Annotated in this window: 16 protein-coding genes; 4 read left to right on the top strand and 12 right to left on the bottom strand. The window is 68.4% G+C overall.

The window, feature by feature from the left end; genetic code table 11:
• From BEMPMBAN_RS26550 to BEMPMBAN_RS26540, 3 genes are all read right to left on the bottom strand, one after another.
• On the bottom strand, positions 1-1,826 hold a 1,826-nt coding region (locus tag BEMPMBAN_RS26550; protein WP_159234532.1), incomplete at its 3' end, for a DUF2207 domain-containing protein.
• Between the two features lie 27 nt (positions 1,827-1,853).
• Complete coding sequence (locus BEMPMBAN_RS26545; protein WP_159234539.1) at positions 1,854-3,800, bottom strand: primosomal protein N'; 1,947 nt, start codon at positions 3,798-3,800, stop codon at positions 1,854-1,856.
• Between the two features lie 50 nt (positions 3,801-3,850).
• Complete coding sequence (locus BEMPMBAN_RS26540; RefSeq protein ID WP_159234531.1) at positions 3,851-4,597, bottom strand: lysoplasmalogenase; 747 nt, start codon at positions 4,595-4,597, stop codon at positions 3,851-3,853.
• Positions 4,598-4,704: 107 nt separating this feature from the next.
• On the opposite strand from BEMPMBAN_RS26540, the gene BEMPMBAN_RS26535 reads away from it, so the two are divergent.
• Positions 4,705-5,955 (top strand): hypothetical protein, encoded by a 1,251-nt coding sequence (locus BEMPMBAN_RS26535; RefSeq protein WP_159234530.1) that lies wholly within the window; start codon positions 4,705-4,707, stop codon positions 5,953-5,955.
• A 15-nt stretch (positions 5,956-5,970) separates the two neighbouring features.
• On the opposite strand, the gene BEMPMBAN_RS26530 is transcribed toward BEMPMBAN_RS26535, so the two are convergent.
• The 6 genes from BEMPMBAN_RS26530 to BEMPMBAN_RS26505 are packed head-to-tail and all read right to left on the bottom strand — an operon-like array spanning position 5,971 to position 12,769.
• Positions 5,971-8,178: a hypothetical protein gene (locus BEMPMBAN_RS26530; protein ID WP_234897716.1), complete on the bottom strand. Its 2,208-nt coding sequence runs from the start codon at positions 8,176-8,178 to the stop codon at positions 5,971-5,973.
• Positions 8,175-9,470 (bottom strand): glycosyltransferase family 2 protein, encoded by a 1,296-nt coding sequence (locus BEMPMBAN_RS26525; protein WP_234897715.1) that lies wholly within the window; start codon positions 9,468-9,470, stop codon positions 8,175-8,177. The genes BEMPMBAN_RS26530 and BEMPMBAN_RS26525 overlap by 4 nt, the downstream gene beginning before the upstream one ends.
• Positions 9,467-10,294: a glycoside hydrolase family 16 protein gene (locus tag BEMPMBAN_RS26520; RefSeq protein WP_159234529.1), complete on the bottom strand. Its 828-nt coding sequence runs from the start codon at positions 10,292-10,294 to the stop codon at positions 9,467-9,469. Before BEMPMBAN_RS26520 ends, BEMPMBAN_RS26525 begins: the two co-directional genes overlap by 4 nt.
• Positions 10,291-10,956: a hypothetical protein gene (locus BEMPMBAN_RS26515; RefSeq protein ID WP_159234528.1), complete on the bottom strand. Its 666-nt coding sequence runs from the start codon at positions 10,954-10,956 to the stop codon at positions 10,291-10,293. The genes BEMPMBAN_RS26520 and BEMPMBAN_RS26515 overlap by 4 nt, the downstream gene beginning before the upstream one ends.
• Entirely contained in the window at positions 10,932-11,912 is a 981-nt protein-coding gene (locus tag BEMPMBAN_RS26510; protein ID WP_159234527.1) for a glycosyltransferase family 2 protein, read from the bottom strand. The genes BEMPMBAN_RS26515 and BEMPMBAN_RS26510 overlap by 25 nt, the downstream gene beginning before the upstream one ends.
• Positions 11,909-12,769: a glycosyltransferase family 2 protein gene (locus BEMPMBAN_RS26505; RefSeq protein WP_159234526.1), complete on the bottom strand. Its 861-nt coding sequence runs from the start codon at positions 12,767-12,769 to the stop codon at positions 11,909-11,911. The genes BEMPMBAN_RS26510 and BEMPMBAN_RS26505 overlap by 4 nt, the downstream gene beginning before the upstream one ends.
• A gap of 278 nt (positions 12,770-13,047) precedes the next feature.
• On the opposite strand from BEMPMBAN_RS26505, the gene BEMPMBAN_RS26500 reads away from it, so the two are divergent.
• On the top strand, positions 13,048-16,854 hold the full coding sequence (locus tag BEMPMBAN_RS26500) for a lipopolysaccharide biosynthesis protein (protein ID WP_234897714.1): 3,807 nt from the start codon (positions 13,048-13,050) through the stop codon (positions 16,852-16,854).
• Here BEMPMBAN_RS26500 and BEMPMBAN_RS26495 read toward each other — a convergent pair.
• Positions 16,845-17,864 (bottom strand): endonuclease/exonuclease/phosphatase family protein, encoded by a 1,020-nt coding sequence (locus BEMPMBAN_RS26495; protein WP_234897713.1) that lies wholly within the window; start codon positions 17,862-17,864, stop codon positions 16,845-16,847. The two genes, BEMPMBAN_RS26500 and BEMPMBAN_RS26495, sit on opposite strands and share 10 nt — an antisense overlap.
• Positions 17,861-18,727 (bottom strand): sugar phosphate isomerase/epimerase family protein, encoded by an 867-nt coding sequence (locus BEMPMBAN_RS26490; protein ID WP_159234534.1) that lies wholly within the window; start codon positions 18,725-18,727, stop codon positions 17,861-17,863. The genes BEMPMBAN_RS26495 and BEMPMBAN_RS26490 overlap by 4 nt, the downstream gene beginning before the upstream one ends.
• 117 nt (positions 18,728-18,844) lie before the next feature.
• Here BEMPMBAN_RS26490 and BEMPMBAN_RS26485 point away from each other — a divergent pair, with 117 nt between their 5' ends.
• Positions 18,845-19,759, top strand: coding sequence for an alpha/beta hydrolase (locus tag BEMPMBAN_RS26485; protein ID WP_159234525.1), 915 nt, complete (start codon positions 18,845-18,847; stop codon positions 19,757-19,759).
• Positions 19,760-19,763: 4 nt separating this feature from the next.
• On the top strand, positions 19,764-21,263 hold the full coding sequence (locus BEMPMBAN_RS26480) for a flavin-containing monooxygenase (RefSeq protein WP_159234524.1): 1,500 nt from the start codon (positions 19,764-19,766) through the stop codon (positions 21,261-21,263).
• Here BEMPMBAN_RS26480 and BEMPMBAN_RS26475 read toward each other — a convergent pair.
• The gene (locus BEMPMBAN_RS26475; RefSeq protein ID WP_159234523.1) at positions 21,260-21,997 is read right to left on the bottom strand and encodes a GntR family transcriptional regulator; all 738 of its coding nucleotides are present in this window, start codon (positions 21,995-21,997) and stop codon (positions 21,260-21,262) included. The genes BEMPMBAN_RS26480 and BEMPMBAN_RS26475 overlap by 4 nt on opposite strands.
• Positions 21,998-22,050: the final 53 nt, after the last annotated feature.

The raw sequence follows: 22,050 nt of genomic DNA, 5'->3' as shown, positions 1-22,050 counted from the left end.
CCGCCGCCGCTGGAGCCGCCCCCGCCCGACGAAGACGACGACTGGGAGGCGGTGTAAGCACCGATCGAGGAGGACAGCGCCGATTCGAAACTGTCGAAATCGGGACCGCCGGACCCTGCGGCGAATCCCCAGCCCGTCGACGATGACGACGAGCTGTACCAGTCCGGTTGCGGCGCAGCGCTACCGGTGAACGCCTCGTACTTCTTGGCCCACAGGGCGGCGGCCCCCGCGGCGACGGCGAACGGCACGTAGGCCGTGTACAGGTCTTTCCTCGCGCCGAAGTCGAACCTGGCCTCGGCGGAGTCGGTGGCCAGCATGCGGTGGAAGCCGCCGGCGCGAGACCACAGCTCGCGACCCGCAGCGGTGCGTCTGGTCCCGACGCCGGGATTCCACGATCCCGCCGAGAGCACGAAGAACGCTGCGAAGGGCAGCGCCCACATGGTCGCCGGGAAGCCCCACAGGAAGCACGCGCAGATCATCAGGACAAAGGCCACCGCGTTGGCGACGCGCACCCAGAGTTCCTTGTTGCGCTTGACCATCAGTCGATTGGTGGTGGCCCACTTACCCGCGGCCTTGTTCATGTCGACCTTGGCCTTGCTGAGTCTCTCCCCCGACTTGACGGTCTTCTTCGCCTGGAACACCGATCCCGGTGTGGTCACCTTGAGCCGCTTGGCGACCGCCATGCTGACCGGGTCGACGCCCGCCCACTGGCCGGGTTGACCGATGCCGCGGATGTTCCACTGCTTGTCGTTGACCTGTTCCAGGCTGATCAGCCTGCGCTCGGCCAGATAGAACAACGTCGCGGTGAGCCCGTTCTTGGGAATCGCCTCGGTGCGGATGTACTCGGTCTGCACCGGCCCCAGCCCTGGTGGCGGCGCGTACTGCAGCGGGAAGCCCGGTGACCGCTCGAGGGTCATCCGGAACCAGCCCAGCCCGGCGAGCCCGAACAGCAGAGACAGCACGCCCACCGAGATCACCCCGCCGACGGACTGACCGAGAACCTCGTCCCAGGCGTGCGGCCACGGTAGGTCGGTCCGGGCCGGGGCGGGGAGGTCCACACCGGCGCGCAGCGTCACCGGGGTGCGGGGCGGAAGCGCGGTGGCCGACATGGTCACCGTGTCCCCGCTGATGGCGAGGTCATCGCAGGCGCGACCGACACCGAGTCCGACCGAACATTGCGCCATGCCGACCGCTGTGGGGAGGGTGACGGTGATGTCGGCGCGTTCGATGCGGTTGTTCCAGGACGGGGCGATGACGTTCCAGAAGAAGACCGACGGCGGAGCCGTCAATTCAGCCACCGACGGCGGAGCCGTCAATTCAGCCCCCGACGGCGGAGCCTCACCCGGGCCACCGACGGTCTGCGCGAACTGCTTGTCGGCGCCGGTGTCACCGGGGTCGAGGACGCCGGGGATGGTGTAGCGGATCTCGAAGACGTGGGTGCCGGCGCTCAAGGTCCGGTCCGGATCGCCGATCTTCGCCACCCGGAACCGCTGGCCGTCCTCCCACAGCATCTGGTAGGGCACCCGTCCGCCGTCGAGCAGCACGGAGTTGACCATCGGCCTCTGCCGCACCCGCGGGTCGTTCTGGTTGGTGACGTCCCAATAGCGGAAGATGCCGTGGCGTCCGCCGGGGAACTCGGTGGTGATGGTCTCCACCGCGGACATGTCACCAGCGGTGTCCACCACGATGTCGACGTCGTAGTCGGTGATCACCACCGGGTCGTAGACCGCTGCGCCAGAGTCGCTTCCGGCAGGCACGATCACGGGCCAGAACAGGCCAAACCCGATCAGGAGCAACGGGATCAGCCACCTGAGCAGTCGTCCCATGGCACCTCCGGTCGGGTGTAGTCAAGATCACCCTATGTGCAGCGGGTCGATCTGCACACGAACCGGCTGCTGATCGTGGCGCGCGCTCTGGATCGCACTGGCCCGCCGCAGCGCCGCGGCCAGAGCCAACCCGCCGTCGCGCGGCACCCGCACCAGCATCCTGCTGACCGGCAGATCGGCAGGCACACCCGGTGGTCGGCGCGCTCCGATCGGCAGCTCCACCGGCCCGATCCGCTCGCCGGGTTCCGCCAGCTCGGCCGCGTCCAACAGCGACGTCACCGCGGCGGGGGCCCCGTCCACCGCAGCGATGTGTACCGCCGGGGGCAGGCCGACCTCGGCGCGGGAGTCCAGCTCGGTCTGGGCGTGGCCGATCGGGTCCCACCGGATCAGGGCCTGCACGGTCGGCAGCGCCGACTCCGCGACGACCACGACGACACCGCCCTCGGCGCGGCTGCGGACCAGCGCGGCAGCGGCCATCCACCGCCGCAACGTGTCCTCGGCGGCGCGCAGATCCTGCCGTCCCAGCAGGGCCCACCCGTCGAGCAGCAACGCCGCGCCGTACCCGCCGTCCACAGCCGGCTCGACGCCCGGTGTCGCGACCACCAGGGCAGGGCCCGCCGCCACCGACTCGACCACGGAGTCACCGCCGGAGGTGACGACCGAAGTCCCCGGGAACGCCCGCCCCAATTCCTCGGCGGTTCGGCGGGCGCCGACGACGACGGCCCGTACCGCCTCGGAGCCGCATCGAGCACAGCGCAGCGCCACTTCTTCGCGGCCGCACCATCGGCAGACCGCTCCCGGGGCGTCGCGACCCGGCAGCGACATTGGGCCGGTGCAGTGCCGGCATCTGGCGATCGCCCGGCACCGTGCACATGCCAGCGCAGGCACATAACCGCGCCGGGGAACCTGCACCAGCACCGGTGAGCCGGCTGTGAGGGACGTGCGCGCCGCGTCCAGCGCCATCGACGGGAGCCGCGCGGTCCGCGCGGCCGGATCACGTTCCTGTGCGTAGGCGCTGTCCTCCAGTGCGACCACCCGCGGCGCCCGCACCCGCAGCGTCTGCCGAGTCGCCGCGAGGTCGTGTGCCCAGCCGCTGCGCACCAGCGCCTGCGCTTCGGCGGTCCGCGCATACCCACCGAGCAGCGCGGCGCAGCGGACCTGGTGGGCGCGCAGCATCGCCACCTCGCGGCTGTGCGGATACGGCGCCCGCGGCTCGGCGAGCGAATCGTCACCGTCGTCCCACATCATCACCAGCCCGAGATCTGCCACCGGGGCGAAGACCGCGCTGCGCGTGCCGATGACCAGCCGGGCGTCACCGCGTAGCACCGACAACCAGCGCCGGTAGCGTTCCGCCGGCCCCAGCCCCGCCGACAGTGCCACCACCCGGGACTCCTCGACCCCGGCGACCGCAGCGGTGTGGAGCAGGTCCACGTCCCGCTGGTCGGGCACCACCGCGAGCACGCCGCGACCGGTGCCCACGGTCACCGCCGCGGCCTCGGCCAGCCGATGGGACCACGACTCGCCGGGCAAGGCCTGCCAGACGGCCCGCGCCGCGCGGCTGTCCTGCAGAGCCGCGATGAACTGCGAACCCCCGCTGTAGGAGGACCAGTCGGAGGTGTCGGGCTGTCGGGCAACAAACGGCTCGAGTTGGTTCGGCGGCTTCTTCTCCACGTTGGCGTGCCGCGGCGGTACGGCCAACCGCAGCACATCGGCCCGGGTGCCCGCATACCGGGCGGCGACTGCGTCGACCAGCCGGCGGACCTCGTGGGTGAGCACCCGTTCGGCCGAGACGACCTTGTCCAGCCAGCCGAGCTTTCCGACATGGTCGGTGTCCGAACGTCTCTCGAGCACGAACCCGTCCACCAACCGACCGTGGAACCGGACCCGGACGCGCACTCCCGGCTGGGCATCGTCAGACTGGTCGGCCGACACCAGGTAGTCGAACTCGCGGTCCAGGTGGGGCACCGAGAGCATCGGCAACACGCGAGCGACCGGTTCGTGCTCGGCCGCGTGCCGGGTAGTCGTCACACCGCAGGTCTAGCAGACGGTCCTGACGAACGACCGAACAGCAATCCCGCAGTGATCAGCAGCAGCGAGGTGGCGTACGCCCACCAGATCGGCACCGCCAGTGCCTCGGTGTTCTCGGGTGCCAGCACGAACTTGCTGATGCCGATCATCGCGTCCGAGACCGCGAAGCAGACCGCACCGAGTGCAGTCCACGGTGTCGGGAGGTCGGCGAGCAGCGCCGCGCACACCATGGCGCCCAGCACCGCGATGTAGACGGTTACCGGCACCGCCATACCGTCGACGAGCAACCGCGGCCAGAACCACACCAGCAACGCGACGCAGGCCGCGATCAGCAGCCCCGCCGACACGAGGCGGCCGGGGGTGGGAACGGCCAGTGGCAGCAACGCCGCCAGAAAACACAGGTGGGCCACCAGGAACGCCGCCAGACCCAATACGAACGACGGTTCCCACCAAGGCATGGCGAGCAGGTAGTCGCCTGCGGCCGAGAAGATCAGCGCACCGACCAGCCAACGACGTTCCCGCGGGACGGGGTGGCCCAGCGCGGCGACGGCCAGCAGCACCGCGGCCAGAGCCTTCACCGCTGGTTGCAGGCCGAACTGACCGGTCAGCTCGGCACCGGCAGGCAGCCGGACCGCGGTGACGATCAGGAACAGCCCGTAGCCGGCAGCCACAGCCGCTGCGGTCGACCACAGCGTCCGGACTCGCAATCGGCCCGCGACGGTGCCGCGGTCGGTGGTGGCCATGCTCAGAACCTACTAAACCGGGTCGCGACGTCCCGCGATTGTCCTTGTCCCCCTGCGACAGAATCGCCGGCACCTGCAGATATCGCTCTGATAGGTTCTGCAGGCAAATGGTCCACGCCCCGCGCCGCCGGCAGCCGGACACCGTTCGGGTCGCGACACTCGACGTGGCGCACAGTCACCGGCGTTCCGCGGTGATCGTCGGTCCCGTCCGGCTACCGCCCACCGATGAGCTCATCGCGCGGTTCACGGCGATGGCCACGGTGGGTCCGGTGACACGGGTCGGGCTGCAGCCCTCGACCACCAGCACCCGTTGGCGCTACTCCCCCGACACCGTGGGCGACGCCGTCGGCACCGCTGTTCGCGAACCGGCGTCGGACCCCGTCACGCTGCTGACAGCCCTCAGACAACAGCCGGGTGACGGCATCCGGGTGCTGGCCGCCGGTGACCACCTGGCCATCGACTTCAGCCACGGACTCGGCGAGGTCCCCCTGCTGGACATGCTCATCGCGGTGCTCCTGGGCAGCGTGGATCCTGCCGATCCGGACGTATGGGCCGACTATCGGCACCGGATCGCTCCGCTACCGGAAGCCGCCCTGCGGGCCATCGGACTTGGACCGCAACGTCTCTGGCCACTGTGGCGGCAATATCGCCGTGGCGCCGCAGCGATACCGGCCGGGTCCGCAACGGCGGGATCCGACACGTCCCCACCGCGTCCCGCGACGCACGTCGGGCGGATACCCGCGGACACCGTCGCCGAGTTGCGCCGGCTACGCGATTCAGCGTTGCCCGGCGTCAGCATGTTCGCCCTCTACACCTTCGCGTTGTACCAGGCGTTCGACGACGCCGGATTCGACGTCGATCCGACCGTGACCGTTCCCTTCGATGTCCGCCCCTACCTGCCCAGCGGGCACAGCACACTGGCCACCTTCTCGGCTGGGCTGGAGTTCACCCTCGATCGCCGGGAGGGCCCGCGCGCGTTGCACGCCGAAATGACGGCAGCCCAACGGATGGCGCGGCCGGTGGCCAACCTCGTGGTGAGCACCCTGAAGGCCCGTGCCGCGATTCGCGCCGGTCACCATCGGTCGCAGGTGCCCGCGCGGCCGCGGTTGCGGTTGCTGCATTCCAACATCGGCGACGTCCCCCGAACCGGATGGTCGTTCAGCGAGCTCGCCGCGGCCAGGATCCTGGTCGCCAGCGATCCGGCCGACCCGTCGGGGATGACCGTCACCACGTCCAGCACCGCAGGTGCGCTGTGGCTGACAGCGGCGTATCACGATTCGCTGTTCGACAGCCGGCGGGTCGGTGCCGCACTCGATTCTGTTGCAGAGCAAGTACATTCGCTGATCTGCTCCCGGTAGGTCGGGTAGCGCACGTCAGCGGGCGCCGTCGGCCGTCGTCTGTGCCGGCACATCCCAGTCATGGGCGGTCCGGAAGACGACCGTCTCACCATCCTCGTGGAACACGGTCCAGTTCGGCGACTTTCGGAGCGCCTCCTGCATGATATCGACGGCCTCGGGTCGGAAATCGCCGTAATACCTCACCGCCTTATTGGACTGTTCGCTGAACAGCACGTAGGCCCGGAAGGCGTCGTACTGCGCATAGTCGTCAAGGGTTTTCATGTCCTGGGGCGTGGGGAAAGCCGCTTTCAGTTCCGGCAGCTTCGGGTCCCGGTAATCCCACAGGTCGAACCCGATCGTCTGGTCGAAATAGTGGTTGTAGCGGGTCACCTCGGCGTAGCTGGCGTTCAGGCGCGTCGGCATGCCGCCCAGCCGCAACATCACCAGACGGGTGCGCACGTCAGCGCCATCGGTAATGCGATCCATCAGCTCGACCTGGGCGCGGGTCTCGAAGACCATGGGCCACAACGCAACGTAGCCGTGCAGGCCGGCCACCGACGCACCTGTCAACCCGAGGACGGCTGCGCCCGGCCAGAGCATCCGCCGACCAGAGTATCCGAGCCGATCGACAGCGCCGACCACCGCCGGAGCGATGAGCAGTGCACAACCGAGCAGCGAGTAAAGATAGACGCGGAAGATGGCCTCACCGCCGTAACTCTGCCCCAGCAACAGGCCGAACGAACTGAACGCCAGCACCGACAGCACGAACGCCGGCCGTTCGCAGCGCCACAACCACACCGCACACCCAAAGGCGGTCAGCAGGACCACGATCGACAGCACGCGCACCACCGCGGAGGTGAAATCCTTGGCGGGCAGCCCGGACGTAAGGACATTGCTCGCGGCATTGCTGATCGGGCTGCCTCCGGAGAGCAGTCCGTAGGGCAACACCGCTTCGAGGTTCAGCAGCAGGTAGGTGACAGCGATCGCCGCCATCGCCACCGCGGCCCACCGCGGCCGGGCCCGCTTGAACAGGCACAACACAGATGCCGCCGCCACCGCCCAGAACGGCGTCAGCTGGTGGGTGGGCACCATCGCCGCGAAGACCAGGATGCTCAGCACTCCGCAGGCCCGACTGCGGGGTGAGGCCAGCAGCAGGACCAGCATGCCGAAGGCCAGGACCAGCGACCATGCCTGCGGTGAGAAGTAGTCCTGCCCGACCCAGTTGGTGATCTCGGCGACGAACGCCGCGGTCAACGCCGTGCGTCGGGATCGTCCGAGGACCCGGGCGGCGGTGTAGACCATCAGTGCGATCAGTATGTGCGTCACCGGCGCGAACACATGCGCGACAGCCATCGGCGCCACACCGGTCACCTCGCAGAACCACGCCCAGAACACGAAGAACGCCGACCACTGCGTGTAGATGTCGGTGCCGTCGGGTGCGATCCGGCCGTGCACCAAGACGTAGTCCACCACTGCCAGATGCTTGTAGGTCCAGTCGTAGAGCGGCACCTCGGTGGCGACGAAAGTCGTGACCCGAGCGACGACGATCGCCGCCGCGATCGCCACGGCCGCCGGAAGCAGCAGTCGGTCGCGGACTGCGACAAGCAGCGCCCAGGTGCACAGCACGATGCAGCCGGCCAGCAGGGGCCCGGTACCGGAGAACAACAGTCCGTAGTAACTGGCGTCGACCCCGGGCAGACCGGGGACCGCCGCCGCCCACAGCGCCACCGCCGAGCCGCTCAGCAACAGCGACAGGTGCCGCCGGACAACGTTTTTGCGGGGCCGGCCTGGTGGAACGACAACTGTGCGCCGGCGCCACTGGCGTGGGGCCTGTAGCGGGGTGCTACCGCTGCGGTAGTACCAGAGTGCACTGCTGGCGGCGACCGCGACCACCTGCACCCAGAGCATGTCCGGCGGGGTCCACCGGTAGGACCACATCGCGGTGATGGTGATGAGTGTGACGATCGCTGTACCCAGTACCGGCACGGTGGCCAACAGTGCCCGCCGCGGGATACGGACCCACGTCAGGACCGCCGCGCCCGGCCCGACGGCGACGAACAGAGCCAGGCTGACCGCCCGAAGTCCGGACGGGAGCTCCAGCAACGCGATCGCACCCACCGCCGCACCCGCGGCGGCGAGGTCGGGCATCCGCAGCGACCCCACCGGTAGCCGGCGGTGCACGGATGGTGCCGAGGCGGTCTCGGGGGGAACGCCGCCGACCACCGCCTCCAGCGTCGCAGTCATCGGCGCTCTGCCATCGGCAGAGGTTTCGCACTTCGCCTCCGGCCACGCCACAGTGCCCTGGGGCCACCGAGCACGGCCAGGACTTCGGTGCGGCCCACCGACGTCGGAACATCCGGGCGAAAAAGGGTCAGGGACGTGACGATCGCGCCATAACCCACCTCCGTGCGCAACGACGCTCGAAACGACCGCCTGATCAGCCCTGCCACCAGTCTGCCGATCACCGTTACCGCCAGCCGACGGTGCGCCGGATCCAGGGCCACCTTCGTCAACCAGGCGCCCAGTCCCAGGCCGTAGCCACGCGCCTGCGACAGCAGTGCCTCGTTGTCGCTTCGATGCCGGTGCCAGACGATCGCCGAGGGTTCGGTTGCCAACAGGTCACCTGTGGTGAGCACGCGGAAGAACAGGTCGAGGTCCTCGCCCCCCTGCGCCGGGGTGCCCGCTCCGAGCGCCTCGTCGAAGCCGCCGAGCTCGAGAATGCGGTCCCTTCTGACCGCGAAATTGGCCCCGGTGCCGAACCGGCCGATCTGGAACGGGAACAGCGGCTGGTCGGGTGGCGGCTGCGCCACGTCGTAGAGGCGCGGTCGCAGCGACACCGCCCAGGAAACCCGCTTGTCGAAGTAAGCCTGTGCGGCTGTGCGTAATTCGCCGCTGGGCACCAGGCCCGACACGCACGACACCCGAGGTGAACGTGCGAACCCGCTGACGATTCCGCAGAGCCAGTGCTGGTCGACGACGACGTCGTCGTCGGTGAACGCGACCAGGTTGTGGCGGGCGATGCGGAGACCGGTGTTGCGGGCGGTCGACAACCCGGGAACGGGTTCGGTCACCAGGCGCACCCGTGGGTCGTCGATGCGCTCGATCAGCTTCACCGTGTCGTCGGTACGGGCAGCGTTGTCGACGATCACCACTTCGAAATCCGGATAGTCGAGCGACAGAATGGATTGCAGTGCGTCCGCGAGCTGCTCCGGACGGTCCCTGGTGCACACCACTACCGACATCGGCGGCAGCACCGAAGGGTGTCCGGGGCCGTCGGGTTCCCCGAGCGGGGGCACCCGCACCGACACCCGACCGTCGACGACGGGGGCGTCGACGAACGCGATCGGCTGCCGGTTGCGGCGCAGCAGTACTCGCGCGTCGCGATACGCCTCTGCGTGCCGGGCGACGAACTCCAGCTCACCGCCGGCGTTGTGGACGCGGTCGTCGAGGTCGAGCATGCCGATCCAGCGGGCATGCGGCCAGGTGGGCCGCGAGTGCGGCGGCATCGCCGGATCGAGCACGGCGGGTGGTGTCATGTGGCCGTCACCCTCACCCAGTCCACCAGCATCGTCGACGGGTTCGGGGTGGATTCATCCGGTGGACCCGGCCACGAACCGCCCACCGCGAGGTTCAACAGGAGGAAGAACGGGGCGTCGAACACCCAGGTGCTGTCGGCCGCGAGATCCGCGGGTGTGACCGTGAACAACGTCAGGTCGTCGATTCCGGTGACGATGCGCCCGGGCGACCGTTCGACCCAGTAGGTGTGGAACTGACCCGGCAACGGGAAGGGCGCGGGACCGGAAGCGGAAACCTCCTGTCCCCGTGCGGTTCCCTGCCTCGGTGCGTGCACCCCGGTGTGATACTCCGCGGCATCGTTGAGTGTCTCGATGACGTCGATCTCGCCGGCAGCGGGCCAACCGACCCGGTCGACGTCGCTGCCGAGCAACCAGAATGCCGGATGCAGACCGGCCCCTGCGGGCAGCGCGATGCGCGCCTCGGCGCGCCCCGAAGTGAACTCCACACTCCCCTGCGTGGTGATCCGCGCGGACGTGATCTGATCCATTGCCGCACCGCGCGCGGTGATCACCAGGTTGCCTGCGCCGTCGAGGCTGACGTTGTCCGTATTGTCGGTGTAGACCTGGAGTTCGTTGTTGCCCCAGCCACCGCCGCCGGTCTCGATCCGCCACGACGATGACGGCGGTGAGCCCGCCGGCCCGTCGAACTCGTCGGCGAAGACGACTCGCGGTCCGGTCGGCTCGGCGTGCCCCAGTGTCAACGGCAGCGAACAACCGCACAGCACCAGAACACCGACCGAACCCACCGCGCGACTCCAGCGGCGCCGGGACGGTTCGCACGTCATCGCATCTCCTCCACGAGTTCTGGGACTTCGGCATTCTGCGCGGGCGCCGATCGCAGCCCGGCAGTCCCCAGGGTGATGACGGCCACCAGGATGCCGTAGACGGCCATTCGCTGAGCCCCACCCGGCCCGAAGAACTCGTGGCCGTCGATATAGGTGAAATAACCGACGAGGCTGACGACCCCGGCGATCACGGCGATACCCCGGCGCTCCGCCGACATCTCGGTCTTCGATCCCATCGCGATGAACAGCACGCTCACCGACCCCAGGGTGGTGAAAACCGTAGTCGCGGTGAGACTCCACGTATAACTCACCTGATGGGTGATCACACCCGAGGACGCCAGACCGAACCCGGCGACCATCAGCAGGGTCGCGTGGCCGCGTTCGGTCACCCGCTGTGCGAGCAGGCTCGCCGCCACGAAGACGATCGCCAGACCGGTCAGGACCAGCGCGACGTTCATCACCCGGTACAACTCACTGCACGGCCAATTGCCCTCCGGGCCGCAGAACGCCACCCCGAGCGGGCCCACGAGGTCTTCGCGATATCCGTAGTAGCCACGCCAGGTCGCCGAGACCACCCATTCGGCAGCGAAGAAGACCAGGGTAGTCAAAGACACCCACCCGGTGACCCGGGCGTCCCTCAGGTAGCCGAGGACTCTGACCATCGAACATCCCCCTGTTTTGTCGTCTGAACCAGCCCAACGAGATACCCCGCTGCGGTGACGAGCAGCCCCGCGCCGAGCGCCAGCACGCGGGACGGCTGCCGACGGGCCCGCCAGACTCCGATGGGAAGCGTCCTGGTCGTGTAGGCACGTTCGCTTTCCAGTGACGTCTGCCGGCCACAGAGCCGGGTGAGCATCGCTTTGCTCCGGCCTTCATTGAAGCACCGACTGACGAAGTACGACAACGTCGTTCGGTCACTGGGGACTTCATGGGACACCGCGAATGCAGTGTGCCGGATGATCCGGCCCCGCGGGTTACGCCTGCTCAACTCGATGCCCATCATGGTTTCCTCGCATCCCGTGGGCACGGCCCCGACCCGTCCGAGACGGTCGGAGAAGCCGCCGATGCCGGTCAGTTCGGCACGCCGAACCGCCATCGCCGCTCCGATCGGGTTGCGGATCGCCGCGCCGTCGGACGGCAGGCCGCGGTAGTCACATCCGACTACCCATCCGAATTCCGGCGGGAACCAGCGGGGTTCACCACCTGAGTGCCAGTTCGGGTGGACCGCCCCGCCCAACGCGGTGACGGCGGCGTCGGCGAAGGCCGACCTGACCCCGTCCAGCGCCGCGGGATGCAGCACGGCGTCGTCATCGAGGAACACCACCACATCTCCAGAGGCTCGCTGCAGACCGGTGTTTCGCGCACCGGACAAACCGCGGCGAAACACGTTCTCCAGGACCGTCATCTCTCGACCGCGGGCCGACAGCAGATCGTGGTACAGGAGATCGTTGCCGTCGACGACGACGATGATCTCGTCACCGGGGCGGAGTTGGGTCAGCGCCGCGTCGGCGGCGGCGTCCAGATTCTGCCGGCGCTCCACGGTGTAGCAGCAGATCACCACACTGACCGAGACCGCGGTGCTGACCGAATCATCGAGCGTGGCGTGTTGGACGGTCACCGTGACCTTCCGGCGACGGCACCCGCACGCACCGCGTGGCGCTGGCGTCGCTCACGATTGATGGTGCGCAGCACCCGGATTCCGTCGGTGACGGCGTTGAGATTGCTACGCCCGTAAAGCCGCTTGCCCTCGAAGCTGCTCACCTCGCGGATCAGCCAGCCGCTGCGTGCCGCGCGAACGTTGATCACGGTCTCGATCTCGAACCCGTCGCCCCACTGTGGGTCCGCGAGTTCGATCGCGGGCAGGTCCAGGCAGTCCAGGTTCCGTCGCCAGAAGGCGTTGTAGCCGTAACACAGATCGCTGAACTCGGTGTGGAACAGCCGATTCACCAGCCAGTTCAGCCCCTTGTTACCGGCCCGGCGAAACTGTGTGATGTCGTCGCTTCCCCCACCCTGGGAGAACCGGCTGCCTTTGGCGAGGTCGGCACCGGCGATGAGCGCCTCCACGAACAACGGGATCTCCGCCGGGTCGGTCGAGCCGTCCCCGTCGATCATGACCACGATGTCGCCGGCGGCGGCACGGAACCCACAGGCCAACGCGTTGCCTTTGCCGGCCCGGGTCTGCTCGATCACCGTGGCGTTGGGCCACAGCCTGCGCGCGACCTCGGCGGTGCCGTCCACCGACCCGCCGTCGATCACCACGATCTCGTCGACGGGCGGCATCCGATCGGCGACGTAGGGCAGGTTGAGGGCCTCGTTGCGGGTGGGCAGCACCACGCTCACCGTCGGCCGCTCGGCCCGGTCCGCGGCCGAATCCTGCCTGAACGAGGTGCCCACCGCATCGCCGTCGATGTCGTGAAAGAATTTGCTGATATCGCTTCTATTGCGCACACCGGAGTCGGGCACAATCTCCGTCAAGTCACAAACTCCTTGTCTAGAGGTTTCAGACGCGCGTGCGACGTCATGAGGCGTAGTGGCTGCACTTTGCTACAAATGCGCCCTGGGGGTGATCAGAGGAGACCCTAGCGAAGTTAGGGCAGGCTATGTTGCCTACATCGCAGGTTATGACCAGCATCACAACTATGGGTAGCCTAACCAAATCTGGGTCTGATGAGTATCGTCATCCGAGCGGTCACCGACGACCCCATTCCACCGCGCTCTCGGCGGGCCCGACCCTCTCCTAGGAACTCAGCGACATGCCGACCACAGGCCGTGCCACCGCCCTCGGCGGCACCGACACGGACGCCGCGGTGGATCCACCCCTGCGGCGATTACAGGGCGGCGCACTCGGAATCGACATCGCCGCCGTCATGACCTCGAGTGCCGCCACCGGGATCCTCGGGTTCGTCTTCTGGACCGTGGCCGCGCGCGGCTACGACACGGCCGAGGTCGGCCGGGCCTCGGCGATCATCTCGTCGGCCTCACTCATCGCGATCCTCGCCAACTTCAGCCTCGGCAGCCTCTACGAGCGCTTCCTGCCCCTGGCGGGCGCCGATACCCAGCATCTGGTGCGCCGAGGAATCGGGTTCGCCGCATGTACCGCACTGCTGTTCGGCACGGTGTTCGTCGCTGTCGGACCCCGCTCCCAGCTGTTCTCGAATTGGGTTGAAGCGCTTCTGTTCCCGCTGTTCGTCGCGGTGCTGGCGTTCTACGCCCTGCAAGACCAGATTCTGATCGGCCTGGGGCGGCCGCGCACCATCGCGACCAAGAACATCGGGCAGTCCACGGCAAAGCTGGTCGCGGTGGCCGCGTCGATCCCGCTGGCCACCGGCACCGCCATCGTCTGGTCCTGGGTGGCGCCCGCCGCGGTCATCACCGCGATCATCGCGGTCGTCGTCATCAGACGTGAGACAGCGCGCCGCGAAGGCGCCCCCGATCTGCCCCCGCGGCGGGATCTGTTCCAGTTCTTCGCGAGTTCCTATGCCATCAACGCCGTCCACGTCACGGTGCCGCTGCTGGTGCCGCTGATCGTCGTAGCGCAGCTGGGCACCGAGATGAACGCCTACTTCTCGATGTGCTGGCTGGTGGTCAACACGCTCGGGATCCTGATCGGTGCCACCGCCGCGCCGTTCGTCGCGACTGCCTCCACACCGGGAGCGGATCTGCGTTCGTGCACAATACGATTCGTCCTGCTCTGTGGCGGCGCCGCGGTGGCCGGGTGCGTGGCACTGCTCGTCGCCGCGCCCCTCATCCTCAGCATCCTGGGTCCGGACTACGCCGAGCACGGCACGGCGCTCATCCGCATCATGGCCTTCACGCTGCCCTCGGTGGCGCTGATGACGATCTACACGGCGCTGGCCAGGTTGCGACGCAGGCTCCGCCTCGCGGTGACCGCACAGGTACTGCTGGGAATCGTCGTGGTGGCCGGCGTCATCGTGACCCTTCCCCACTGGGGCATCAACGCCGTCGGCTACACCTACCTGGCGGCTGAGATGATGTGCACGCTCATCCTCGTCGTCCCGACGCTCGTGCTCCTCCGCGGCGCCGTCAGCACACCCGGTCGGGCACTCGGGAGCGCCGGAACGACACCGCCTGCGCGACCTGCCCCCGGCGCCGACGGTCCGATCGAACACCGCTCGGTCAGCGAACGGTTCGCCGAGGTCGCCGAACAACGCGCCGGACACGTCGCCCTACGCACCGAAAATGGCTCCGCCAGTTATGGAGACCTCGGCCATGCGGCCGCGAAGTGGACTGCTGCACTGCTCAACCGCCCGAGCCCGGGTGCACCGGTGGCGCTGATCCGCGACCTCGACCCGGATACCGCGGCGGTGATCCTCGGGAGCTTCGCTGCCGGCGCGCCGTTGGTACCCCTAGACACCGGCCTGCCCCGGGACCGCGTCGCACACATCATCGGCGCACTCGCCGAGCACGGCTACCACCTCGACACCGTCGTCGCCGACGACCTGCAGGATCCGCCGGAAAGCCGGGCCGAAAGCCGGCAGCCGGCACCGCTGCCGGACGTCCAAACGGTCACCAGCATCCAGTTCACCTCCGGTTCGTCGGGCGAACCCAAAGCGGTGCTGCACGTCAACGGAACCTGGCTGTGCGACTGGGTGTTGCACCGCGACCGATTCGGGATCACCGAGGGCCGCAAGGTGGCGCTCTGCATGCCGGTGAGCTTCGCCGCCGGCCTCAACGTGCTCATCGGATCACTGCTCTCCGGTGCCGAGGTCATCGTCATCGAACCGCGCAACTGCGCTCCCGACGCCGCGCTGGCCAAACTTGCCGACGCCGATATCGTGATGTGCACGCCGTCGTTCCTGCAGTCACTGACCGAGACTGCAGGCGCCCGGGTGCTGGATGGGGTCCGGCGAATCGTCACCACCGGAGAGCCGTTGTACAGCAACGTCATCCGGCGTGCCCGCGCTCTGGCGCCGAATGCGGTGCTGACGAACTGGGCCGGCTCGTCGGAAACGCTCGGGATCGCGCATCACGACATCTGGCCCACCGACGACATTCCGGTGGGTGTCATCCCCGCCGGCGTGGCGGCGCCGCACAAACACCTCGACGTCGACGAGCACGGACGGCTGACCGTCACCTCGCCGTTCCTGGCCGCCGGCTACCTCGAGCCGGGCAACGCCACCACGGAGTTCGTCGAGAACCCGGACGGCAGTCGCACGTTCGTCACCAATGACCGCGCCAGGATCACCGCCGATGGCGTCCTGATGATTCTCGGGAGGATGGATGCCGCGGTGAAGATCCGCGGCTATCTGGTCGAACCGGCCGAGGTGGAGGCGGCGTTGCTGGAATGCCCGGGAATACGCGAAGCGCTGGTGGTCGCGGATGTGGTGGCCGAAACCCGGTCTCTGACCGCGTATGTCACCCCTGTGCCGGGGGAACGCAGCCCCGCCGTCGCAGACGTCCGCGTGCAACTGCACACCCGCCTGCCCGCATGGATGGTGCCCGCCAACATCGTGATGCTCGAAGCGCTTCCGCGAAACGAGCGCGGCAAGGTCGACCGCCTCGCCCTGCCTGTCCCGAGCCGCGGAACGATCGAACCTCCCACGCCGGGGCTGGAGACTCAGATCGCCTCCGTGTGGGCTGACGTGTTGCGGCTCGACGAAGTCGGGCGCAACGAGAACTTCTACGCCCTCGGTGGGGACTCGCTCAACGTCCAGCAGATGATCGGACACCTCGCACGGCGCCACCGCGTGCACCTCGCCACGGCGGATCTCGCCGGCGCTCCGACGGTGGCCCAGTTCACCCGGATCGTCGCGGCCCGCCGCACCGGCCTGCCGGCAGACCCCACGAATCGGGTCGCCTCGACGACCGTGCTGTTGCGACCTCAGACGGCCACCTCCGAGACCCTGTTCTGCTTTGCGGGTGCGGGCGCGTCCGCGCTGTCGTTCGCCCCGTTCGCCCATCGCGTCCGCACAGGCGCCGGCGTCGTCGCATTCCAGGCCCACGGTCTGGAGAACCGCGGTCTCCCCGACTGGACCGTCGCCCGAGCCGCGCGACGGCACCTCCGCGATCTGCTGGAGCTGCAACCGCAGGGTCCGTACACCCTTATCGGTCACTCACTCGGCGCCTACATCGCCATCGATGTGGCCCGGCGGCTGGAGGCGATGGGCCACGACGCCGCTCTGGTCGCGATGCTCGATCCGTTCCTCCCGACGAGAACGGTGCGTCACGCGCGCAAGGTCCTGCCGGGCGCGGTCGGCTCCACGCTGCTGGAGGAATCGGCGGTCGATCGGACAAAACTGTGGCGGCGACGGCTCCTGCTGCCGGCGGCGGGCATGGTGGAGAAGACCCCCGAACAGAAGACCGAAGCGCTGCGCGAAGTCGGTGTGCGGGTGGGCCGGCTGCACCGACCGCGCCCCTATGACGGCCGAACCCTGTTGGTGCTCAGCAGTTTCAATCTCGACGACGCACGGGTGTGGCCGCTGGTGCTCACCGGGGACCTCACGGTGCGGCGGATCGACTGCGACCACGACTCGGTGGTCCGCGAACCCCACGTCGGCCGCGTCGTCGATCTGATCACCGAGGCGCGGGTTCAGCTCTGATCCGCAGCGGCCAGCAACACATCCGCCAGCACACCGTGGTGGTCGGACCCCGGAAGGTCGACACGCTCGAAAGACAGCGGTGTACCGCCGCGGGTCAGGATCCGGTCGATCGCCAGCACCGCCGGGAAACCCCGGTCCGCCGGATAGGTGGCGACGATGCCAGATCCCAGATACTCGGCCGCGTCGAGCAGCGGTGCGCCGTCCCGCCCAGCTGCGCGGAGAAGATTGCGGAACCGCTCGTGGTCGTAGGTCGAGTTGAAATCGGCACCGACGAGCAACGGTAGCCGTTCGGCGGCGAGAATCGCACCGATCCGGTCGAGTTCCACCGCCCAGCGCCAGGCGGGCTCGGGATAGGGCGGCAACGGATGCAGGGCGTAAACGGCGACGGGTTCGGCACCGGGGAGGTCGACGGTGGCGCGCAGGTTGGTGTGCCGCAGACCGGGCAGCACGCGGGATTCCGACAGTGGATGTCGTGAGTAGATGCCCTCTCCCCCACCGCCTTCGCGTGGCCGCAGATAGGTGAACGGCAACGTGCGCTCCAGGCCTGCCGCCGCCAACCTGTCGACGGCGGCTTCGGTCAGTTCCGCGACGGTCAGGACGTCGACACCGCCGAGACGCACCCGTCCGGCCAGCGCGTGCGGATCGGCTTCACCGAGCCGGATGTTGGCCTGCAGCAACCGCAACTGCGGTCCCTGAGTCGTCTCCGGTGGCTGCGAGCCGACGTAGAGCGGTAGTTGGGCGGCCACCCCGACGGCCGCCATGAGCAGCGCCGCGATGGCCGCAACCCGATGCCGGGCAACGGCCAGCAACAGCGCGGACACCACCGCGAGCATCGCGAACAGCGGGCTGAACGAGGCCAGCAGTGTCACCAGTGTGGAGACCGGACCGAAGAAGTGCGCCGCCACCCCGATGCCGGCACACACCGCAGCAACCAGCCCGACGACGCCGACAGCGGTGCGCACCGGCCCACGGCGCTGCTGCACCGGGCAATCGACCAGGCGCGAGGTCACGCCGACAAACGTAATCGACCGGCGTCCGCCCGCGAGACGACATCACGGGCCGCCCGAAGTGCCGCGCGGGCCCGCACTCCCGCGGGCGCCCGCCACCGGACCGGCGCCTCGACGCTGACCGGGACACACGGCAGCGCCTGCAGCATGGACACGATGTCGATGGCGCCTTCTCCCGGGAGCAGGCGGGCATTGCGGCCCTGGTAGCGCAACTCGTCCACCGATGTCGGCCGCGGGAGGGCCCCGTCGCAGATCTGGACGTAGTGCACCCATTGCGGGGGCAGCGCCCCGAGATCGGCGGTGGTGGCCAGCGCGCGGTCGTAGTGAATGGCGTCGACGAGCACCCCCACCCCGTTGCCGGAACAGCGGTGCAGGATCGTCGTCGCCTCGTCGAGGTCGCGAACCTGGGTCCACGGCATGGGCTCCAGGTTCGGGACCACACCGAAGTCACGGGCGAGATCGGCCAGCTCGGCGAGATTGTCGGCCAGCCGCGAATGGTCGGGATCGTTGCCCGTCACCAAGGCCTGCGTGGCGCCGAGGTATGCCCCGGTTTCCAGGAAGGCGCCGAAGTCGTCGCGCACCCTGGTGTCGGGGCGCAGCCGCAGGACTTCGATGTCGAGCACGAACAGCCCCGAGTCGTCGAGGCGCCGGCGCGTTTCCCGGATCATCGGTGTCTGCCCGATGGTCGGTCGCTCCGGCTCCTCCGCGGTCGCGCGGATGAGCCGCAACCCGACGCCGTCATAACCCGCTTCGGCGGCGCAGGTGACCAGTTCCGGAGGACTGAGCTCCAGAACCGTCAGCGGTGCAAGCGAGATCGGTCGCCCCGCAGCCCGTCCATCGGCCGACCCACGATGGCGTCGCAGCATCCTCACCGCAGTCCCTCTCCTCTGAAAATTCTGTTCCCGCTGCTCCATTGTCCGGCAGCGGGCACCGTCGTGGGGTCCTACCTCACCCGGCGGCGGCCGTCTGCGTACGGTGTCCCCATGTCCGTCGACGACGTCCTGCAGAAGGTGCTCGAGGCTGTTCCGTTCCAGCTGACGACCGACGGCGGGCCGCAGGAGGCCCGACGGCGCTTCGGTGAGCTCCCCCGCACCCCGCTGCATCCGGAGGTGACGGCCGAGGACCGCAGCGTCGACGGCCCCGCCGGCCCGATCGCGGTACGCGTCTACCGCCCACCGTCGGACAAGACGGTGCTACCTGCGGTGGTCTTCATCCACGGCGGGGGCTGGTCGGTGGGTGATCTGGACACCTACGACGGAACTGCGCGGCTGCACGCGGCCGCCGCCGAGGCGGTGGTGGTGTCGGTCGACTACCGGCTGGCACCCGAACACCCGTACCCCGCCGCCGTCGAGGACGTGTGGGCGGTCACCCAGTGGGTGTTCTCGCACGCCGGACAGATCGGCGCCGACCCGGCCCGGGTGGCCGTGGCCGGTGACTCGGCTGGGGGGAACCTCGCCGCCGTGGTCGCACAACTGGCCCGAGATACGGGTGACCCGTTGCGGTTTCAACTGCTCTGGTATCCGTCCACGACTTTCGACACCGCGCTGCCGTCGTTCACCGAGAACGCCGATGCGCCCATCCTGTCCCTGGCCGCGTGCAAGGGCTTCACCCGCTGGTACGTCGGCGACGCCGACCTGGCCGAACCGCCGGCCACCCTGGTGCCGGCCCGTGGCGACCTGTCGGGACTGGCAGCGGCCTACATCGCGGTCGCGGGCCACGATCCACTGCGCGACGACGGGATCCGGTACGCCGAACTGCTCTCCGCGGCCGGGGTTGCCGTCGAGGTGCACAACGCGGAGTCACTGGTGCACGGTTACATCGCCTATGCCGGCGTCGTGCCGGCCGCGACGGCGTCGGCCGAACGGGGACTCGGTGCCCTGCGGGCCGCGCTAATGTGACACCATGACCCCCGACCACGAGATCCTGATCGTCGGTGCCGGGTTCTCCGGCATCGGGACGGCGATCAGGCTCGACCGTTCGGGGATGCGCGACTACCTCATCGTCGAAGCCGGAGACGAACCCGGCGGCACCTGGTACTGGAACACCTATCCCGGTATCGCCGTGGACATTCCGTCGTTTTCCTACCAGTTCTCCTTCGAGCAGAGCACGTCGTGGTCGCGCACCTACGCCCCCGGCGACGAGCTGCAGTCCTACGCGGCACACTGTGTGGACAAGTACGGACTGCGGCCCAGGATCCGATTCGGCACCAAGGTCGTGAGCGCGGAATACGATGACTCACAAGGTTTCTGGCGGATGCGACTGACCGGGGACGGCGCGCCCGAAACCGTCACCGCCCGATTTCTCGTCAATGCCGGCGGGGTGTTGACGGTCCCCAACTCGCCTGACATCCCCGGCGTCGACTCGTTCGCCGGGGCGACCGTGCACACCGCGCGCTGGGATCACGATCAGGAGCTGGCCGGCAAACGCGTGGCCGTCATCGGCACGGGCGCTTCCGCGGTACAGGTGATCCCCGAGATCGCGCCGATCGTCGACCGCCTCACGGTCTTTCAACGCACGCCGATCTGGTGTTTCCCGAAGTTCGACGTCCCGTTGTCCGCGACGGCGCGACGGATGATGCGGTTGCCGCTGGGCAGAACCGTGCAGCGGTTGCTCAGCCAGGCGTACGTGGAGTTGACGTTCCCGCTGGCCGCGCAGTACTTCACCGTGAACCCACTGGCGCAGCGGATGGAGACCGTGGGCAAGGCCTACCTTCGCAAGCAGGTCGCCGACCCGGTCGTCCGGGACAAGCTGACGCCCCGCTACGCGGTGGGCTGCAAGCGTCCGGGTTTCCACAACACCTACCTGTCGACGTTCAACCGCGACAACGTCGACCTCGTGACCGAGCCCATCGACAAGATCACCGGGTCGGGTATCGCCACCGCCGACGGGAACCTGCACGAGGCCGATGTGCTCATCCTGGCGACTGGATTCAAGGTGTTCTCGGCGCTCGACGACAAACCTTCGGCGCCCACCTTCCCGGTGACCGGCGCGGAGGGACGCTCGCTGGCCCGGTTCTGGGACGAACACCGCCTGCAGGCCTACGAAGGGGTGAGCGTCCCGGGTTTCCCGAACTTCTTCACCGTCTTCGGCCCGTACGGCTACGTCGGGTCGTCGTACTTCGCGCTGATCGAGGCACAGACCCATCACATCGTCAGGTGCCTCGACGCGGCCCGCGCCCGCCGGGCCACCCGGGTCGAGGTGCGCCGGGAGGCCAACGACCGCTACTTCGCCGAGATGATGCGCAAACGGCACCGGCAGATCTTCTGGCAGGACAGCTGCCGGCTGGCCAACAGCTACTACTTCGACCAGCATGGCGATGTTCCGCTGCGGCCCACGAGCACGCTGGAGGCCTACTGGCGCAGCCGCCGCTTCCCGATCGACGACTACCGGTTCGTGTCCTAGGTTCCCGCAGCTCTTTCGGGTCGTCCACCAGACGCTTCGTCCAGCATCGCCCGGGCCACCTCGAGGGTGTCCAGATTGTGCACCAGAGTGATCTCGGTCGCGGCTTTCACATCCCCCGCGCGGTAGGTCCTGATGATCTCGGCGTGATCGTCGTCCCCGCGAGCTCTGCGCTCAGCGTCGCCACTGATCGACAGCCCGACGTAAAGCGACGATAAATCGGCGAGCGTAACCAACAACTCGTAGACCTTGGGCCGTTGGCTGGCAACATAGAACACCTTGTGGAACTCCCTATTTAGCTCGACCCACGCAATCGGGTCGGCCTCGGATTCCATTCGGCGGGCCAATTCCTCGGCAATGTCCAGCTCTTCAGCTGTGATGTTGTTGATGCCTTCTCGTACCGCCAGCGGGATGAGCACTGATCTCAACTCGTAGATGTCCTCCAACTCAGCGCGTGACGTGCCGTGCACGGTGGCGCCGTGAAAGGGGCTGTAGTCGACCAAGCCCTCAGACATCAAATTGCGCAATGCCTCTCGAACCGGGGTCACGCTGACCGACAGGCTCTGCGCGAGTTCGGTCTGAACCAGCCGTGTCCCGCCGGGCAGCTCGCCCGAGATGATCGCCTTACGTAGACGGTCGGTCACCGTGGTGTAAGCGGTGCGAATTGGACTCGGGCCGAGCGCCGGAACGCCCAGCGTCTTGTTCACGACGGATTTCGGCAGTGAGGACGATGACACCGCGGACTCCCTCTCGAAGCGTGTGCATGGGCGTGAAAACAATTTACCGCACA

It is taken from the genome of Mycolicibacterium austroafricanum, assembly GCF_902705885.1.
Lineage (GTDB): Bacteria > Actinomycetota > Actinomycetes > Mycobacteriales > Mycobacteriaceae > Mycobacterium > Mycobacterium vanbaalenii_A.
Note: the sequence above shows the minus strand (reverse complement) of the source record. Positions and strands in the feature narration are given on the sequence as shown.

Bases quoted from the DNA above. Each gene is read 5' to 3' on its own strand.
- BEMPMBAN_RS26545 (WP_159234539.1), bottom strand. From the start codon at position 3,800: ATGCTCTCGGTGCCCCACCTGGACCGCGAGTTCGACTACCTGGTGTCG.
- BEMPMBAN_RS26540 (WP_159234531.1), bottom strand. From the start codon at position 4,597: ATGGCCACCACCGACCGCGGCACCGTCGCGGGCCGATTGCGAGTCCGG.
- BEMPMBAN_RS26535 (WP_159234530.1), top strand. From the start codon at position 4,705: ATGGTCCACGCCCCGCGCCGCCGGCAGCCGGACACCGTTCGGGTCGCG.
- BEMPMBAN_RS26530 (WP_234897716.1), bottom strand. From the start codon at position 8,178: ATGACTGCGACGCTGGAGGCGGTGGTCGGCGGCGTTCCCCCCGAGACC.
- BEMPMBAN_RS26525 (WP_234897715.1), bottom strand. From the start codon at position 9,470: ATGACACCACCCGCCGTGCTCGATCCGGCGATGCCGCCGCACTCGCGG.
- BEMPMBAN_RS26520 (WP_159234529.1), bottom strand. From the start codon at position 10,294: ATGACGTGCGAACCGTCCCGGCGCCGCTGGAGTCGCGCGGTGGGTTCG.
- BEMPMBAN_RS26515 (WP_159234528.1), bottom strand. From the start codon at position 10,956: ATGGTCAGAGTCCTCGGCTACCTGAGGGACGCCCGGGTCACCGGGTGG.
- BEMPMBAN_RS26500 (WP_234897714.1), top strand. From the start codon at position 13,048: ATGCCGACCACAGGCCGTGCCACCGCCCTCGGCGGCACCGACACGGAC.
- BEMPMBAN_RS26490 (WP_159234534.1), bottom strand. From the start codon at position 18,727: ATGCTGCGACGCCATCGTGGGTCGGCCGATGGACGGGCTGCGGGGCGA.
- BEMPMBAN_RS26485 (WP_159234525.1), top strand. From the start codon at position 18,845: ATGTCCGTCGACGACGTCCTGCAGAAGGTGCTCGAGGCTGTTCCGTTC.
- BEMPMBAN_RS26480 (WP_159234524.1), top strand. From the start codon at position 19,764: ATGACCCCCGACCACGAGATCCTGATCGTCGGTGCCGGGTTCTCCGGC.